This is a genomic window from Mesotoga sp. UBA5847, assembly GCF_002432735.1.
Taxonomy (GTDB): domain Bacteria; phylum Thermotogota; class Thermotogae; order Petrotogales; family Kosmotogaceae; genus Mesotoga.
Genome location: NZ_DJGL01000083.1, coordinates 108,456 through 122,578, shown reverse-complemented (window position 1 = coordinate 122,578; position 14,123 = coordinate 108,456). Strand labels below are relative to the sequence as shown.

15 protein-coding genes and 1 tRNA gene are annotated in these 14,123 nt (G+C 45.4%); 1 reads left to right on the top strand and 15 read right to left on the bottom strand.

Going from position 1 to position 14,123, the window contains the following annotated elements:
- Nucleotides 1–7 precede the first annotated feature (7 nt).
- The 4 genes from B3K91_RS10890 to B3K91_RS10875 are packed head-to-tail and all read right to left on the bottom strand — an operon-like array spanning nucleotide 8 to nucleotide 5,756.
- Nucleotides 8–2,500 (bottom strand): ATP-dependent Clp protease ATP-binding subunit, encoded by a 2,493-nt coding sequence (locus tag B3K91_RS10890; protein WP_214079086.1) that lies wholly within the window; start codon nucleotides 2,498–2,500, stop codon nucleotides 8–10.
- A gap of 5 nt (nucleotides 2,501–2,505) precedes the next feature.
- A complete protein-coding gene (gene tmk, locus B3K91_RS10885; RefSeq protein WP_099828681.1) occupies nucleotides 2,506–3,135 on the bottom strand; it encodes a dTMP kinase in 630 nt (209 codons plus the stop codon).
- Between the two features lie 5 nt (nucleotides 3,136–3,140).
- A complete protein-coding gene (locus B3K91_RS10880; protein WP_243392200.1) occupies nucleotides 3,141–3,812 on the bottom strand; it encodes a tRNA1(Val) (adenine(37)-N6)-methyltransferase in 672 nt (223 codons plus the stop codon).
- A gap of 9 nt (nucleotides 3,813–3,821) precedes the next feature.
- A complete protein-coding gene (locus B3K91_RS10875) occupies nucleotides 3,822–5,756 on the bottom strand; it encodes a hypothetical protein (protein WP_292589847.1) in 1,935 nt (644 codons plus the stop codon).
- Nucleotides 5,757–5,871: 115 nt separating this feature from the next.
- Here B3K91_RS10875 and B3K91_RS10870 point away from each other — a divergent pair, with 115 nt between their 5' ends.
- A complete protein-coding gene (locus B3K91_RS10870; protein WP_292589848.1) occupies nucleotides 5,872–6,381 on the top strand; it encodes a dihydrofolate reductase family protein in 510 nt (169 codons plus the stop codon).
- Nucleotide 6,382: 1 nt separating this feature from the next.
- Here B3K91_RS10870 and B3K91_RS10865 read toward each other — a convergent pair.
- From B3K91_RS10865 to B3K91_RS10815, 11 genes are all read right to left on the bottom strand, one after another.
- A tRNA-Gly gene (locus tag B3K91_RS10865) sits at nucleotides 6,383–6,458 on the bottom strand.
- Between the two features lie 65 nt (nucleotides 6,459–6,523).
- Nucleotides 6,524–7,894 carry a GlmL-related ornithine degradation protein gene (locus B3K91_RS10860; RefSeq protein ID WP_292589849.1) on the bottom strand — a complete coding sequence of 457 codons (1,371 nt, stop codon included), beginning with the start codon at nucleotides 7,892–7,894 and terminating at the stop codon, nucleotides 6,524–6,526.
- Nucleotides 7,891–8,352 (bottom strand): GatB/YqeY domain-containing protein, encoded by a 462-nt coding sequence (locus B3K91_RS10855; protein ID WP_214060780.1) that lies wholly within the window; start codon nucleotides 8,350–8,352, stop codon nucleotides 7,891–7,893. The genes B3K91_RS10860 and B3K91_RS10855 overlap by 4 nt, the downstream gene beginning before the upstream one ends.
- Before the next feature lie 10 nt (nucleotides 8,353–8,362).
- Nucleotides 8,363–9,868, bottom strand: a complete 1,506-nt coding sequence (gene lysS / locus B3K91_RS10850; protein ID WP_292589850.1) for a lysine--tRNA ligase — start codon at nucleotides 9,866–9,868, stop codon at nucleotides 8,363–8,365.
- Nucleotides 9,869–9,880: 12 nt separating this feature from the next.
- A complete protein-coding gene (greA, locus tag B3K91_RS10845) occupies nucleotides 9,881–10,354 on the bottom strand; it encodes a transcription elongation factor GreA (RefSeq protein WP_099828686.1) in 474 nt (157 codons plus the stop codon).
- 17 nt (nucleotides 10,355–10,371) lie between these two features.
- On the bottom strand, nucleotides 10,372–10,833 hold the full coding sequence (nrdR, locus tag B3K91_RS10840) for a transcriptional regulator NrdR (RefSeq protein ID WP_214060782.1): 462 nt from the start codon (nucleotides 10,831–10,833) through the stop codon (nucleotides 10,372–10,374).
- Entirely contained in the window at nucleotides 10,834–11,760 is a 927-nt protein-coding gene (gene whiA / locus B3K91_RS10835; RefSeq protein ID WP_214079083.1) for a DNA-binding protein WhiA, read from the bottom strand.
- Entirely contained in the window at nucleotides 11,757–12,719 is a 963-nt protein-coding gene (locus B3K91_RS10830; protein ID WP_214060784.1) for a gluconeogenesis factor YvcK family protein, read from the bottom strand. The genes whiA and B3K91_RS10830 overlap by 4 nt, the downstream gene beginning before the upstream one ends.
- Entirely contained in the window at nucleotides 12,716–13,543 is an 828-nt protein-coding gene (gene murI, locus B3K91_RS10825) for a glutamate racemase (RefSeq protein ID WP_214079082.1), read from the bottom strand. Before murI ends, B3K91_RS10830 begins: the two co-directional genes overlap by 4 nt.
- Nucleotides 13,533–13,814: a cell division protein ZapA gene (locus B3K91_RS10820; RefSeq protein WP_214079081.1), complete on the bottom strand. Its 282-nt coding sequence runs from the start codon at nucleotides 13,812–13,814 to the stop codon at nucleotides 13,533–13,535. The genes murI and B3K91_RS10820 overlap by 11 nt, the downstream gene beginning before the upstream one ends.
- Nucleotides 13,815–13,825: 11 nt before the next feature.
- Complete coding sequence (locus tag B3K91_RS10815; protein WP_292592961.1) at nucleotides 13,826–14,071, bottom strand: hypothetical protein; 246 nt, start codon at nucleotides 14,069–14,071, stop codon at nucleotides 13,826–13,828.
- Nucleotides 14,072–14,123: the final 52 nt, after the last annotated feature.

The window sequence follows — 14,123 nt, the reverse complement described above, 5'->3', positions numbered from 1 at the left end:
ATGAGCTCTAGGTAACTGCTTTCACTTCAGTTTTCTCATCCTTCTTCTTCTTGAAGACGAGAACTCTGTTGTCAACTTCAGCCGTTATTAGATCCCCTTCTTGGAATCTTCCTCTGAGAAGTTCTTCGGAAAGAGGATCTTCAACGTACTTCTGGATAGCTCTCTTCAGTGGTCGAGCACCATATACAGGGTTGAACCCTTCATCGACCAGAAAGTCCTGAGCTGCTTCCGAAAGAAGCAATCTCAAGCGTTTCTCCTTAAGTCTCTTTCTCATATCGTTCATTAGTATATCGATTATCGACTTAATCTGAACTTTGGTTAGTTGATGGAATACTACTACCTCATCGAGTCTGTTAAGGAACTCAGGTCTAAAAGTTCGTTTTACCTCTTCGAGGACAGAAGTTTTCATGGCCTCATATTCTTTTTCCTCCTGAATAGACTCGACAAAACCTATCGAAGATTTCGTTTTGTTTATGAATTCCCCGCCTAAATTGCTTGTCATTATAACTATGGTATTCCGGAAGTCGACCTGTCTACCCTGCGAATCGGTAAGTCTACCATCGTCCATTATCTGTAGAAGAATGTTGAAAATATCGGCATGTGCCTTCTCAATCTCATCAAAAAGTATCACCGAAAAAGGCCTCTTTCTTATTCGTTCTGTCAGGGTTCCGCCTTCGTCATAACCAACATAGCCTGGAGGTGCTCCAATAAGCCTGGAAACGGAGAACCTTTCCATATACTCCGACATGTCGAACCTGACAAGGGCCTTGTCATCCCCAAACAAGTACTCGGCTAAGGCCTTCGCTAGTTCAGTCTTTCCGACTCCTGTAGGACCTAAGAATAGGAAGGCTCCAATCGGTCTTCTAGGATCTTTAAGACCGCTCCTAGCACGCCTAATTGACTTTGCAACGGCGGTAATTGCTTCGTCCTGGGATACTATCCTTTCGTGTAACGCGGATTCAAGAGTCAGCAACTTCTCGCTATCGGTCTCCTCAAGTTTTCTGAGCGGAATCCCAGTCCAATTGGATACGATCTCGGCGACTTCATCATCATCGAGAGTTACTATCTCGGAATCGACCCTGCTTCTCCATTCGTTATAACCGTCTCTATATTTCTGCTGTATCAGACGTTCTTTCTCTTTAAGCTGAGCCGCCTTCTCATATTCTTGATCTGCTGCAGCTGTCTCTCTCTTTATCTTAAGAACCTCGATCTCTCCCTGCATGTTCTTCAACTCATTCGGTACTGTGAGTTTCTTCAGTCTGGCCCTGGAACCTGCCTCGTCAATGATGTCTATTGCCTTGTCAGGAAGGAATCTGTCAGACACGTACCTATGTGACAAAGTTACCGCCGCCTCCAGACCCTTATCTGTATAATGAACTTTGTGGTGAAGTTCATACTTGTGTCTTATACCTTTCAGAATCTCTACAGACTGTTCGGGAGACGGTTCGGTCACATAGATTTTCTGAAATCTCCGCTCCAGAGCTGCATCCTTTTCTATGTACTTCCTGTATTCATCAGGAGTTGTCGAGCCTATACATCTAATCTCCCCACTGGCCAAAGCTGGCTTTAGGATATTTGCAGCATCTACGGCACCTTCAGCCGAACCAGCGCCAACTATCGTATGGACTTCATCTATGAACAGAATGATATTCCCGTTGGATTTCACAACATGGATGAGTTTCTTCAGTCTCTTCTCAAATTCACCTCTGTACTTTGTCCCGGCTATGAGTGAAGCTACATCCAGTGCAAAAATGACTTTATTCTTGAGTGTCTCGGGAACCTCTTCATCAACAATCATTTGTGCGAGTCCTTCAACAATCGCCGTCTTTCCGACGCCAGGTTCTCCAATCAAGACGGGATTGTTCTTCTTCCGTCTGGAAAGAACCTCCATTAGCCTCTGCCTTTCAATCTCTCTACCAACAATCGGATCTAGTTTTCCCGCTTTGGCCATAGCAGTAAGATCGGTGCCAAAGCCCTCAAGCTGCTTAATCGCTGAACTCATTGTCGGACTTTGTTGAACGAAAACATTATCAGGCTGCTCACTTCCTCCTTCTTCCCAGTCGCCCGTGATGTTTTCAATGATCTCTCTCCTAAGCTGCGACAAGTTCACTCCCATCTGCTTCAAAATGTGGGCCGCGATTCCTTCTCCTTCGCGAACGATCCCGAGCATAATGTGTTCCACATCAATCTTGTCTTGTCCGAGCATCTTCGACTCGTCATTTGCTAGCTCGATAACTCTCCTTGCTCTCGGGGTCATCTGTGGAGCCCCAACTACAGACTGATGTACATTCGTTCCAACCATAGAAGTAACTTCTCTGGAGATTCTCTCGTATGTAATCGAGTAGTTTCTCAGAATCCTAGTTGTTTGCTCATTATCAACCTTGATGATCGCTAGGAGGAGGTGTTCAGTTCCAACGTAAGGGTGGCCGAGACTTCTAGCCTCGTCCTGGGCTGTCACAAATACTTGGGCAGCGCCTTCAGAAAACTTGTCGAAGTACATTATCGTCACCTCCCATTTGGCTTCCTCTTTCCTAAGAAAACTGACAAAGCCTTTCTGATGTCTTGTTGCACTCTCTCTTCACTGTTTGTTCCGTCTATAACAACAAATCTCTCTCTATTCTCAGCCATCAATTCTTCGTATCCTTTTCTTACTCTTTCGAAAAACTCTAAACTCTCTACTTCTATTTTATCATTTTTCCTTTCTTTTCTCATCCGCGAGATAGCAACATCAGCCGGTACATCAATATACAAGGTGATGTCAGGTAATGTGTCTGCCACTGCAAAAGAATTCATCAACTGGACAATCTCACGCCCAAGACATCTTCCGACTCCTTGATAAGCAACTGATGAGTCCATGAACCTGTCGGCGATGACTATGCGACCGCTCTCAAGAGCTGGCTTTATGACCTCTCTGACAATCTGAGCGCGGGCAGCCATGAATAGGAGCAATTCCGATTCGGCGCATAAAGGATAATCCTTGTGGAGAAGTATCTCCCTGATCTCCTCGCCAGCTCTAGTTCCTCCAGGCTCTCTGACAATTGCAAACTCCACATCTAATAGACTCAAATACTCTTCGAGGAGTTTGATTTGAGTGGTCTTTCCACATCCGTCTATTCCTTCTATACTAACGAACATAGCTTTCACCTCATCTCTATTGGAGGTTCTACAACGACTTCAGACGATGAACCCTTTCTTCCGCTCAAAAGAACTAGCTGAGCTTGTTTGTCAAGAGATCCATGTGCAAAACGTACTCTGTGAATCCCAAGACCTTGATCCTCCAGAAGACGAAACCACTTCGTCATATCTCTAGGATGCAGCAGAAAAAAGAACGCGCCTCTGTTCTTCAAGAGTCTACCTGTGGCAAAGGCGAATATTCTCGCGGATTCACGATCGGTCCTTCTTGCAATGTTTCTTCTTTCATCGGGGCTTTCCACTCCTGAGTGAACGAAATGCGGCGGATTAGCGATCACTACATCGTAGACCTCTTCACTTTTGTCTCTCAAGTATTCTTCTATATTGCAATTGATGAAAGTTGTGAGTTCTTGCACGCAGTTCGAATATGAGTTCTTGACCGAAATATCGCGGAGATTTCTATCGATCTCCAGCCCGGTAGCCTTCAGGCCGAAGGTCTTCGCAAGAAAGATCGATATTGCTCCACTCCCAGAACCCAGTTCAAGAACAGTCCTAGAGCCCTTTGGGGGATCAATAAACCAGGATAATAATACCGTGCCGTGGTTTACACGAGCATGAGGAGAAGTGAAATCCAGTTTCAATCGCTCAAGAACATGCGGATCGAATTCTCTAAAACTCATTCCCATAGCTCAGAACACCTTGATTGCAGACTTTTCATCTGAAAGAATCTCGAGTAACCCCTCCACTTTCTTCTGAACGGATAGACGCGACAGCTCTTTAATGTCGATCGTAACACTTCCGATTATTTGAGGTTCATCAATATGAAGAGAAGACGCACCGGAGACTTCAATTACTGTATCGATCAACGGACCTCCGATAAATGAGAATCGGGAGGTCTTGTTCACCAGAACACTCTTCGATTCGATAAGAGAATCAACCACTTCGATCCGCGAGTTGATAACTCGAAGGGTCTGAGACTTCATATCGCTCCTGGAGAGCATTGCCATTCCGAGATTGCTGAAAGTGACTTCGGTTCCCGAAAAGTCGCTAACATGAACAAGCATTTCTCTAACGTTCTCAACGACAACTTCGCCCTTAACGTTGCTCCCGTATATCTGGACAGTACGCGCTCCTTCTATCTCGAGCCCTCTGGAAAAGGTGCAATTCTCAAAGACAACTACAGCAGCTTCCTTAACCAGTATTCTGGTGTTGTTGAAATCCACGCTTCTCGCAATCAGGACCCCATTATTTGCAACTTCAATAGTACCGGTTGAACCTCCCGGGTTCACCGAAATTCGATCCTTCCGCCCTTCTAGATCAAGAACTCCGCTCACCAAAAGGGTGTTACCCTTAGGAATTGTAAGAGAAGAGCCAGATTCGGCTCTCATCACCGATCCGTCTCTTACAACAATGTTTCCGTAGAACCTGTAGTCGTTACCTCCAACTAGTAGAGCGTCCATTCCCAAGAAGGACGAGATAACCTCAGTACTGAATCTCCTGAACAGACTTTCTTTCGCGAACACCGGAACTGAAGGCATGAATCTCTCTCTATCTGACTCGAAAACAATTCTGTACAAGTCGCCATTCTCAGATATGCTTTCCTTGGTTATCACAGAAGACCTTTCGTTTGGCATATGAGTAGAAAGTGTTATCCATTCGCCATCTCTGTATCTCTGCAATTCGACCGGACCTTCTGAAGCACTCCATCTTGCATTTCTGATTGTACCCTCTTCAATATAGAGCTCGGGAAGATCAACCGAAGTCTTGCGAATAACTTGAATCTGTCTTCTGCATTCGGTCTTGTTGCCGGAAGAGTCTATCACTTTAACTACAAGAGTATTCAGTCCTTCCGGAAGAGGTATCTCCGGAATCAACTTTGTCCCGTCAAAGAGAAGGGGGATTCCACTTTCTTCAATATAGGCCCTAATCGAAAGATCGGCAACGCTGTCCCAATCGTCGCTTATTGCTGCTCCAAGTGACCCTCCCAAATACGGTTGTCCTATTGACAGGTCGACGACAGGAGGAAAATCCTCAGAAAGTCTCAAATCAATTACTGAGGGTTTTGAAGTGATGGAACCAGATCTTGAGAATGCTTTTACTATGTATTCGTTGTCCCTCTCAATAGGAAAAGTAAAGACCCCATCCGATGAACCATATTCGGTATCGTTAACGAGAATAAGGTAGTCGGTAACTGAACCATTGGTCTCTGTCTCCAAAGTCAGAGTCACCTCTCCATGTGCGAGATTCCATCGAAATACCGGAGCGTTAGGTGGCTGAAGATTTACGGTTGCTTTCGCATAGGCCGGCGTAGTCAAGAATCTCTTTCCCTCGATCAGAGTCACATAAATCGAATGAGTGCCATGCTCTTTCAGCTCAAAGGAGATCTCCGAGCCTTTGAACTTCATTCCATCATTGCCGTCAAGGGGCGATCGACCGACGGTAACCAGAACCGAAGGAAGGTCTCTGCCGGGAGAAGACACATCCAGCTTCAAATAACACATAGTACCTTCACATTCGATGTTCACTATTGACAAGCTGTGACTCGTACTGTCACTGCAAGCACCAAGTATTACGACCAACAACGTAACGACAAATAGCCACCTAATCTTCCTGATGTCCTTCACACTCCCATCTTAAGAAGAATAACACATCTTTCTGAAACTGACTCTCGGAATGTTGCCAGAAGTTGGGGAAAAAAGATACAATCAACGAGTAATGAAACCAAATGCGGATCGGGAGGTGTTCAACCTGCGAGTTATTGCAGTATTTGCAAGCACGGTAAACGGTAAAATTGCGCTGTCTCATGATGACAGAAGCGAATGGACATCCAGCGAAGATAAGAAGTACTTCAAATCTCTAACATCAAGAATAGGAGTAGTCATTATGGGTAGAAAAACCCACGAGGCAATCGGAAGACCTCTATCCGGAAGGTTAAATATAGTTTTGACAAGGCATCCGGAGAGATACCGGAACTCGAGAGAATTGCTCTTTACTTCGACTACGCTCCTTGAACTACTTGAAGAGCTTGAGAAGAGAGGTTTCAAGGAGGTATGCCTAATAGGTGGAGCAGAAACGTTTGATCAATTCGCCAATCAAGGTTTAATCAACGAACTCCATATCACGTTTGAACCCATCTTGAGCAAGGGAATCAAAGGGTTGGGAGAAAACCTTAGTCGTAAAATGGAAATGAAACTCAGAGAGTCCCGTCAACTCGGTGAAGCAACTCTTATGGTCTATGATGTGAAATAGATGGAGCGGGCGACGGGACTCGAACCCGCGACCCTCAGCTTGGGAAGCTGATGCTCTACCAACTGAGCTACACCCGCATTCATGGAGATTCTATCACCCTGGTGAAATGCTTGTCAATCACTCTAGAAGGATCGTTCTCCAATCAAATGTCTACAAGTTCTTCTAAAGAAGCTTTCGCAAGATCCGCAGCAGACGAAGAGTCTACAGTAGATATCAGACCTATGGCTCCAAGAATATAGTCTCTATCCCTGAAAAGACTGACTTCCTTTCTTGGAAGGAGTTCCTTTTCATGTTTCGCCGATAGACTTCTTATACTCTCCATAATCTTCGAGGCAAACCGAGACCTGCTGAGAATTCCTCCTGTGCCAATTACTGACCTAACGGCAGTCAGATCCTTGCCGTAAGCCACTTCTATTCTTCCAGTCGGCCCAAAGAACTGCTTGAGGCCTCCGGCATGTCTTCTGATTGAAGTCTCGAAACAATACGTTGCCAAACGAGCAGAGAACGCCTCATCATTAGCGTCCTTGGGATAGGGAGTAAGGTTGCTCACGATTTTATCTAGATGAGGAAACTCGATTTTCAGTTTGTCCCTGCCTATGTGTTCAACAACGTGACGGGCATTAACGTAGATCCCCAGATCTCCTTCAACTGTTCTCTTGGATCTCGGTTCAGGAGAAACCAGCATTGAAGCGATTTTGGGGTCTCCATCTGTAACGGAATCGACATCCGTTGTAGCCCCTCCTATGTCTACAGCAACAACGTCCCCATGAAAACTGGAAAATAACTCTGTTGCAAGCATTACCGCAGCTGGAGTAGGAACTATTGGTCTGTTGATCATTGAGTAGATCTTCTCCATACCAGGTCCTTTTACAATGTTTTTCGAGAAAACCTCTCTGATTACTTCTCTGGTAGGCTCGACATTGAGTTCATCTATGCGAGGGTACACATTATCTACAATGTGAATATCTCGCCCCTTCTGCGAGATTATCTCCTCCACCTCATCGGCTGCCGCGGAATTGCCTGCATAGACAATGGGGATTTCGTGATCTATGTTTCCTAGAACTTCAGCGTTGCGCACTACCGTCTCTCTCTCCCCATAGTCTACCCCGCCCGCAAGAAGAATCAATTTAGGACTTGTTTCCATTATCCTCTTCAGATCTCTTTCTGAGAGCTTGCCAGCAGTTACCAACTTGATAACTCCGCCAGCCCCAAGCGCCGCTTCTCTGGCGGCTTTTACTGTCATATCATAAACAAGTCCATGAACCGTCATTCTGAGTCCACCGGCCGCACTCGAAGATGCGAGGAATGCATCCCATTCAAGACTGTCAATGCGAAGAGATATCTTAAGAGCTCTCAAAGCCTTCTCTATCCCAATTGTCACATCTTGCTCATCAACTGTAGTATAGGATTCACCCTGTCCAAGAAACCTCATCGATCCAGAAGCGTCAGAAGAAAAAGCAGAGAGCACCGTAGTGGTGCTCCCGATTTCTGCAGTCAGGAACTCAATTCTCATCTGCTTTCAAGGAGCTCCCTTACGATCCTGTTGGCCAGCTTGCCATCTGCTCTTCCCTTCAGTCTAGCCATCAGTTCTCTCATTACCTTGCCCAGATCTGACGGATTATTGGCCTTTAAATCATCAATCGTCTTCAATGCAAGTTTCCGAATTTCATCAACGGTCATTTCCTCAGGAAGAAATCGCTTAAGGATTTCCAGCTCTGCCGATTCGCTTGCAACGAGATCGTCTCTCCCGGCCTTCTCGTAAGCCTCAATAGATTCTTCGCGTTTCTTAGCTTCCTTCGCAATGAGATCTATCAGCAACTCATCGGTAACTTCTGCGCCTCTTGTTTCTTCAGAAGACGCAAGATATGTCTTCACTGAAGCGATAACTCCCCTAAGTGTGTTGGTTTTCAGGGAATCCCTGGATTTCATGGCTTCTTTCATCTCTTGTTGGATTCGATCAAACAGACTCATAAAATCACCTCTACAGATCCTCGATGTCGCTTAGCGACTCTTCTTCATCAAAAGAGATCGGTCTCACGAGCGGGAACGGAATGATATCCCTAATTGACGGCGAATCTGTAACAAGCATGATTACTCTATCCCAACCCACCCCCAAGCCTCCAGTAGGCGGCATTCCGTATTCAAGAGCCCTTATGAAGTCTTGATCCATCATCTGAGCTTCCTCGTCTCCAATATCTCTCAAGCTAGCCTGGTGAAGAAAACGGTTGTACTGCTCTATCGGATCGTTCAGTTCACTAAAGGCGTTGGCCATTTCCATTGAGCTGATTATCAACTCGAATCTTTCGGTCACTCTAGAATCTTCTCTGTGGACTTTCGACAGTGGGGAGATTATCACCGGATGCTCGGTCACAAAAGTGGGATTCACAAGATTATGTTCGACGAGATCCCAGAGCTTCTCAATCAAGTGGCCCCTTTCCTTGATTTCGAGTTCAGTATTGTTCTTTTTCAGAATGGCTATTAGTTCTTCATCGGAGTCTTTCAAAATATCTACGCCTAGATTCTCCTTGATAAAATCTGCCATCCTCACTCTTCGCCATGGTCTGGAAAAGTCGATTTCTTTTCCCTGATATGTAATCTTTTCAGAACCCGTGATTTCACGCACGACGTAATTGATCATCTCTTCGGTGATGTCCATTATGTCGTTGTAGTCCGCATAAGCCCAATACAGCTCCATCATAGTGAACTCAGGATGATGCTTGTAGGATACTCCCTCATTGCGGAAATTCTTTCCGATTTCAAATATCCTTTCAAATCCACCAACGAGATACCTCTTGAGGAATAGCTCTTCGGCGATTCTAAGATACATGTCCGATTCAAAAACGTTTATGTAAGTCCTAAAAGGCCTTGCTGATGCCCCTCCCGTCAAGTAGTGGAGCATTGGTGTATCCACTTCGATGAAATCCTTAGACTGAAGAAACTCTCTAACAAGCCTGAACAGTTCCGAACGAACCTTGAACCTTCTGAGAGCATCATCGCTTGAAAGCATTTCGACGTATCTCTGCCTGTAGATTATCTCCTTGTCCCTTACTCCGTGCCATTTTTCGGGCATCATTCGTATCGCCTTTGAGAGTATTTCAAATTCCTTGACGAAGACCGACATCTCACCTGTATGAGTCTTGAATGGGAAACCGACTACTCCGACGAAATCTCCGATATTCACAAATTTCTTGAAGACTTCGAAGTTCTCGGCACCGACCCCATCAAGCCTTACATAGGCCTGGATCCTATCGGAATTATCTCGGATAACAAAGAAGGCTGATTTTCCGTGGTTTCTCATCGCCACGATTCTTCCCGCGATTCTTACAGTCGTATCTTCCTTTGTTTCGGAGTCCTTGAGGTAGGAAAACTCTCTCTTGATTTGATCTGCCCAATGAGTCTTGTCGAAACGATACGGAAACGGCTCGATTCCTTCATTGCGCATCTGATTAATCTCTTCAATTCTTTGTCTTCGTGCTTCTTCACCCATAAATATCCCCCATCACTTGCCGATGGTAAGAATCTTGTACTTAGCCCAGCCTGCAGGGGTTTTCACCCTCACCACTTCATCCACTTTGTGAGTCAGGATTCCCCGCCCAATCGGAGAATCGGAACTGATTTTTCCCTCGAAAATGTTGGCTTCCTGTGCGTTAACAATTCTGAACTGAGATTTTTCGCCTGTCTCTATATTCTGAAGCTCAACTACATAACCGAGCTTCACAGAGCTTGTATCTCCGTCATCTTCAATAATCTCGGCATTATTCAGAATTTCCTCAAGCTGCTTTATCCTGCTATCGATTCTTCCCTGTTCGTTCTTAGCCTCGTCGTATTCGCTATTTTCGCTAAGGTCTCCGAGCTCCCTTGCCTCCTTAATCCGCTCCGCAATATCATACATGAGCTTCTTCCTTAGGCTCTCGAGCTCCTCTTTCATTCTGTCGAAACCTTCCTGCGTGAGGTAGATAACCTGCTTTTTCACGAACTGAATCCCTCCATTCAACGATCTCTATCGTCTCTGAGTTCCTCAATTATATCCATGAAATGGTCTATGTCCCTAAATTCTTTGTAAACAGATGCAAATCTGACGTAGGCAACCCTATCCAGGGACTTAAGTTCCGCCATTATCATTTCACCAATCTCGCTTGAGATTACTTCATATTTTCCCGATTTCACTACCTCGTTTTCTACTTGATTTACTATCCTGTTGACTGTGTCTACAGATATGGGCCTCTTTTCACAGGCTCTGAGTAGCCCGTTTAGGAGTTTCTCCCTGCTGAACTTCTCTCTCCTTCCATCCTTCTTAACAACTAAGAAAGGAAGCCTCTCATACCTTTCGTAGGTAGTAAATCTTGCACCACAACTCTCGCACTCTCTTCTTCTCCGAATGGAAGTGCTTTCATCGGTCGGCCTTGAATCAAGAACTCTTGTCGAATCTCCACCACAAAAAGGACATTTCATCTAGCTATCTCCCAACTCTTCCGCCAATGCCATGAGCTTCTTCAACCTATTATATACTGCTGACTTGCTCATCGGCGGATTCATAATCTCGCCCAGCTCTCTCAGATTAAGATCCTCGTTTTCAATCCTGAGGATTGCAACTTGACGAAGATCCTCATCCAATCTGTCGATGCCGTACTTCCTATCGATGATTCTTATGGCTCTTACATGCTTTGCCATTGCCTGAGCAGACTTGTTTGCATTTGCTGTAAGGAAATTCAGAGTCCTGCTTACATCGCTCCTGATCTTTCTTACTTCGACCGCGCTCGAAAGTCTCGTCACCGTCTTCTTTCCCCCCATGAGAGAAAGCAGTTCTATTAGGTCAAGCGATGACTTCACATATGCTTTGAACTTATCTCTTACTCTTACTATTCCGATCTTGATGTTGAAATTGTCTGATATGTACTCCTTCAGTGAACTAACAAAAGCCTCAGTAGTATCAAGCGTTATTTCCAGGTGATACTCCTTGGATGGATCAACAATCGAACCTCCAGCCAAATACAGTCCCCTGATGAACGCACCGAAGTAGACCGGATCATCTCTAACGGGTTCTGGTATGGAGTCATCTCTGACTGAAATGCCATTCTTTCGGAGGAACTCTTCTACCTCTTCAAAGCGAAAACTAAGCTCTCCGCCTCTCTTTCTTCCTAATCTGATTTCTTCTATTACCTGTGTTTCATGAATCGGCATGGAAAGCTTCTTCGAAATCTGAAACAGCCTTTTAAGACTCGTTATAGATGTAAGCGGGATAACGAGGAAAGCGGTACTTCCTCTTAATCGTAATGTCCCTCTCGACTTAACAAAACCCAGATATTCAGATCTGCACTCGTCTTGGTCGTCCAACGGGAGATGACAAAGCTCTTCTTTGAGTTTGTCGGCATAGCTCACATCTTTTCCTCTCCCAATAGATTCAGCTCTTTCAGGATCGACAGAATGCTGTCTCTCGAATGACGAACGACCAGACGGCTCCGTCCGTCATCAATCAGCTCTGCAGTACCGCCTGAAACTACCCTAACTCGAGTATCGGTAAGCATATCGTTTCTCACCGGCATAGAACCCCTTTCATAATACCTATTCAGCACGGCAGGCTCTACTTCTCCCACTTCAGTCCAAAAGATCATGTCAAAAGTCACCCCACTATAGTCTTCAACGACATTGACGTGATCGGCAAGTGAAAAACCTGTAGACTCCCCAGGTTGGGTCATAATGTTACATATGTAGGCCTTATTTGCTCTAGACTTCCCGAAGGCCTCTCTGACCCCGGAAACCAGGAAATTGGGTACAACACTTGTAAACAGGCTGCCGGGGCCCACAATTACCGTCTTTGCAGATTCTATTGCGTCCAAAACCTCTGGAAGTGCCTTCACAGCCTTATCGAGAAATACCCTTTCAATTCTCTTTCCGGCAGCCGATATCTTTGACTCTCCCTTAATGAATGATCCATCATCAATCTCAGCCACAAGATGCACAAGATCGTCAGCTACGGGCAAGACTCTCCCTTTGATATTCAGCATTCTTGAGGCTGCGAGGACCGCTTCTGGAAAGCTCTGAAACATCTCAGTAAGACCTGCAATAATTATATTGCCAAGAGAATGACCATTCATAGCGCGAGCCTCAAATCTGTACGAAAAGACTTTTGTTAGGAATTCCTCATCATCAGCCAAAGCAATCACGTTATTCCTTACATCCCCTGGCGGGGGCATGCTCATGGCTTCCCTGAGAAATCCTGAGCTTCCACCATCGTCCGTAACTGCAACTACAAGCGTTAAACTACTATCGTAATGCTTCAGGACCCTTGCAAAGGTAGAGAGACCAGTTCCGCCACCTATCAAAACCGTCTTGCTCATGATGTAACTCGTTCCTTCAAAGCAATCCCTGAAGACGTAAGGTCAACGCCCCTGACGTTTTCCGCCTTTCCTAGATATCTTCCAAGAATCTCCTGGAAAAAGCGAATATTACCGCTTACATAATACTCAACAGTAGATGAATCATGCGAGGAAATCGTTGCCCAATCGGCAACATTCTTGACAATGTACTCCGCGGGGTCTATGATCCTTGTCCTGGGAGACAAAAGCGACTCGATCGAACTCCTAATAAACGGATAATGAGTACATCCAAGAATCAAGAAGTCCGGTTGAATCTTAGCGAGGTCTGTCAAATAATACTTGACGATCGAATCAACGATTTCACCCTCCCAGATTCCCTCTTCTATCAAAGGAACGAAAAGCGGGCAGGCCCTTTGTAAGATTTTGCTGATGCTTTCATAACGAAACAGCCTTCTTAAATATAGAGACTTCTTCACAGTATTCTCAGTTGCGATCACTGCAACTGTCGACTTGTCGGGTGCAGTCTCCCCAAGAAACTTCGCTGTTGGATCGATGATGCTGAAGTATGGAGTAGTCAGCTCCGTCTTCTCCCTTTGAGAGAGTATAGAATCGGAAGTGTTACAGGCAGTGACGATTGCATCGACACCCAACTGGGCAAAAAAGTCGAAGATCTCACTGACATACCTTCTCAGTGTCTCAACTGGCTTTGAGCCATAGGGTACCCTCGCAGTGTCGGCAAAGTAGTGCAGGCTTACTCCCTCGGGAAAGGCTTCCAATAGTCTTTTCACAACTGTGAGGCCACCAATTCCAGAATCGAAGACTCCGATCCTCAGACTATTTCTCAACCTCGTCACGTCCCTGGAAGTATTCCGAAAGAACCTCTTCATATTTCACCTTTAGCCTAAGTAGTTCATTCTGACTTCTTGCAAGGTCGTGTGCAAGGTTCACAGAAATCCCCACAAGCAACTTCTCATAGCCCACTTCCTCTTCGTTCTTGCTCATTGAAATGTACATCTCCGTAATCTTTGAAAAGACCTGATCCACGAGTTCCTGAGGATCGCTTGTAAGAAAAGTGTACTTCCTTCCTCCGAGGTCCAGAGTGACTGATCGCTTCATTGTTCGACTCCTTATACTTTCTTGCTGTCTTCGACGAGGCTGCCTCTTACCCTTTTTATTAATGAAGAAATTGTCCTTGACTCACTTTCAAGGCGGAGTTCAAGTTCCCGGATTCTTAGCTCGGATTCCTCAACTTTTTTCTGTGCTGTCTCGAGCTGCGTCCAGAGCTGTTCGTTTTCCTTCCTGAGACGGTTGAATTCCTCAACCATCTTGTCTACGACTAGTTCAAGCTCCTGATAACTGTCCAAGAACGACACCCCCTATTTTGAGATTATAACACCTCAACAGAGAAAGAAAACGCGAGCAACC

What these genes read in the sequence shown, in the direction of transcription:
- B3K91_RS10890 (WP_214079086.1), bottom strand. Translation starts at nt 2,500, where the DNA reads ATGTACTTCGACAAGTTTTCTGAAGGCGCTGCCCAAGTATTTGTGACA.
- B3K91_RS10820 (WP_214079081.1), bottom strand. Translation starts at nt 13,814, where the DNA reads ATGAAGCGATCAGTCACTCTGGACCTCGGAGGAAGGAAGTACACTTTT.
- B3K91_RS10880 (WP_243392200.1), bottom strand. Translation starts at nt 3,812, where the DNA reads ATGAGTTTTAGAGAATTCGATCCGCATGTTCTTGAGCGATTGAAACTG.
- B3K91_RS10830 (WP_214060784.1), bottom strand. Translation starts at nt 12,719, where the DNA reads ATGAGCAAGACGGTTTTGATAGGTGGCGGAACTGGTCTCTCTACCTTT.
- B3K91_RS10855 (WP_214060780.1), bottom strand. Translation starts at nt 8,352, where the DNA reads ATGAGTCTGTTTGATCGAATCCAACAAGAGATGAAAGAAGCCATGAAA.
- lysS (WP_292589850.1), bottom strand. Translation starts at nt 9,868, where the DNA reads ATGGGTGAAGAAGCACGAAGACAAAGAATTGAAGAGATTAATCAGATG.
- B3K91_RS10860 (WP_292589849.1), bottom strand. Translation starts at nt 7,894, where the DNA reads ATGAGAATTGAGTTCCTGACTGCAGAAATCGGGAGCACCACTACGGTG.
- nrdR (WP_214060782.1), bottom strand. Translation starts at nt 10,833, where the DNA reads ATGAAATGTCCTTTTTGTGGTGGAGATTCGACAAGAGTTCTTGATTCA.
- tmk (WP_099828681.1), bottom strand. Translation starts at nt 3,135, where the DNA reads ATGTTCGTTAGTATAGAAGGAATAGACGGATGTGGAAAGACCACTCAA.